Origin of the sequence: Rhodoplanes roseus, from assembly GCF_003258865.1 — a bacterium.
Taxonomy (GTDB): Bacteria; Pseudomonadota; Alphaproteobacteria; order Rhizobiales; family Xanthobacteraceae; genus Rhodoplanes; species Rhodoplanes roseus.
Genome location: NZ_NPEX01000498.1, coordinates 1 through 2,412 on the forward strand (window position 1 = coordinate 1; position 2,412 = coordinate 2,412).

Annotated in this window: 2 protein-coding genes; both read left to right on the forward strand. The window is 69.3% G+C overall.

Going from position 1 to position 2,412, the window contains the following annotated elements:
- The first annotated feature begins 91 nt into the window (after window positions 1–91).
- Entirely contained in the window at window positions 92–517 is a 426-nt protein-coding gene (locus tag CH341_RS30670; RefSeq protein WP_111423379.1) for a PaaI family thioesterase, read from the forward strand.
- A 296-nt stretch (window positions 518–813) separates the two neighbouring features.
- Window positions 814–2,343, forward strand: coding sequence for a class I adenylate-forming enzyme family protein (locus tag CH341_RS30675; RefSeq protein WP_111423381.1), 1,530 nt, complete (start codon window positions 814–816; stop codon window positions 2,341–2,343).
- The last annotated feature ends 69 nt before the right edge of the window (window positions 2,344–2,412 follow it).

Sequence of the window (2,412 nt, forward strand, 5' to 3'; positions counted from 1 at the left end):
CGTGCCGTGCACGCGCTCGACCCTCCCCCTCCAGGGGAGGGTGAAAGAAAGAACAAGCGAGCGAACGCTCGACCCATTTCACAGGATACCCATGAGCCAGGACCTCACCGCCGAACAAGTCGATGCGATCATCACCCAGGGGCCGTACCACAAGTGGCTCGGCCTGAAGGTGACGGCGCTCGGCGACGACACGATCGAGATCCGCGCCACCTGGCGCGAGGAGTGGAAGGTGCATCCGGAGCGGCCCTACACGCATGGCGGCATCCTGGCGACGCTGCTCGACCTCGCCGCCGACTGGGCGCTGGTCAGGCGCACCGGCCGCGGCGTGCCGACCATCGACTTCCGGGTCGACTACCACTCCGCCGCGATGCCGGGCGACCTGATCGTCAAGGGCCGCGTGGTCAAGCCGGGCAGCCAGTTCTCGACCGCCGAGGCGCAGGTCTTCGACCTCGAGGGCAAGCTCCTGGCGAGCGGCCGCGCCACCTACTTCACCGGCGCGGTGGCGCCGAAGAAGTGATATCGGTGTCGTCCGGCACCAGCTCTCTCCATCACCCTGAGGTGCCCGGCGAAGCCGGGCCTCGAAGGGCGACGGCCCGGGAGCTGCCGCGACGCCGGGGCCGCATCCTTCGAGGCTCGCTGCGCTCGCACCTCGGGATGGCGGACGAGCACCTCGGGTGCTCCGGGGCAGCCGGTGACAGATCCCATGGTGCGCGGGTGACGCCCGCGCAGTTCTCCCAGAAAGGCGTCCCGTACATGCGTGGATGGCCGGGACGAGCCCGGCCATGACGACGGACGCGGCGAGTGGCCGGTATCATGATTTCGCAGTCGTATGATCCCCAGAATCTCGGCGACCTGATCGACCGCCGCCAGGACCCGCACAAGCTCGCCGTGATCGATCTCGGCGGCGAGGAGCCGCGCGACGTCACCTATGCGGCGCTCGACGCCGCGGCGGACGGCGTCGCCCGCGCACTGCTGGCGCGCGGTCTCGTGCGCGGGGAGCGGGTCGCGATCCTGTCGGCCAACCGCTCGGAATATCTGGCCGCTTATTTCGGGATCATGCGGGCCGGCCTCGTCGCCGTGCCGGTCAACTTCAAGTTCCCGCGCGGCACCATCGACTTCATCCTGAAGGACTGCGGCGCCAGGCTGGTGTTCTGCGATCCGGCGCGGCGCGACGACTGCCCGGCCGATCTGCCCGTCGTCTGCTTCGGCGCGCACGGCAGCGAGAGCTTCGAGGCGTTCCTGGATCCGGGGCCGTTCGAGGTGGTCGTGCCGCAGCAGGGCGAGCCGGCCATGTTCCTCTACACCTCGGGCTCGACCGGGACGCCGAAGGGCGTCGTGCTGTCGCATCAGAGCCATCTGTGGGTGGTGAAGGCGCGCCTCGCCGGCCAGGATTTCTCCGGCCACCGCTTCCTGGTGGCGGCGCCGCTCTACCACATGAACGCGCTGGCGCTGGCCAAGCTCGCCTGCGCGGCGCACGCGACCATGATCCTGCTGCCGCAGTTCACGGCGTCGGCCTATATCGAGGCGATCGGCCGCTATCGGGCGACCTGGCTCACCGCGGTGCCGCCCATGATGGCGATGATGCTGCGCGAGCACGACCTGCTCGCGCACACCGACCTGTCCAGCGTGAAGCTCGTACGCATGGGATCGGCGCCGGTGAGCGCCAGCCTGATGGACGGAATCCGCGCCCTGCTGCCCAATGCCGTGGTCACCAACGCCTACGGCACGACCGAAGGCGGGCCGGTCGTGTTCGGGCCGCATCCGAAAGGCCTGAAGCAGCCCTACACGTCGGTCGGCTACCCGCATCCGGAGGTGCAGGTGCGCCTCGTCGACGGCGAGGGTCACGACGCCGTCGAAGGGGCGCTGGAGATGAAGTCGCCCGCCGTCATGCTCGGCTATCACAATCGCCCGGATCTGCCGACGCCGATCACGGCCGACGGCTTCTACAGGACCGGCGACGTCTTCCGGCGCGACGAGAACGGCTTCTACACGTTCGTGGGGCGCACCGACGACATGTTCGTCTCGGGCGGCGAGAACATCTTTCCGGGCGACGTCGAGCGCATGCTGGAACGCCATCCCGACGTGGCGCAGGCCGCGGTCGTGCCGGTGGACGACGAGATCAAGGGCCAGAAGCCGGTGGCCTTCGTGATTCCGCGCGCCGGCAGCACGCCGGACCCGGAGGACATCAAGCGCTTCGCCCTCGCCAACGCGCCGGCCTATCAGCACCCGCGCTTCGTCTGGTTCGTGGACAAGCTGCCGCTCGCCTCGACCAACAAGATCGACCGCGGCGCCCTGCACCGGGACGCCGAGGCCCGCCTCGCCGAGGGCCGCAAGGGCGGGTGATATCTGTGTCATGGCCGGGCTCGTCCCGGCCATCCACGTCTTTTCAGACTGTCCGCGGTCGAACGCGTG

What these genes read in the sequence shown, in the direction of transcription:
- CH341_RS30670 (WP_111423379.1), top strand. Translation starts at nt 92, where the DNA reads ATGAGCCAGGACCTCACCGCCGAACAAGTCGATGCGATCATCACCCAG.
- CH341_RS30675 (WP_111423381.1), top strand. Translation starts at nt 814, where the DNA reads ATGATTTCGCAGTCGTATGATCCCCAGAATCTCGGCGACCTGATCGAC.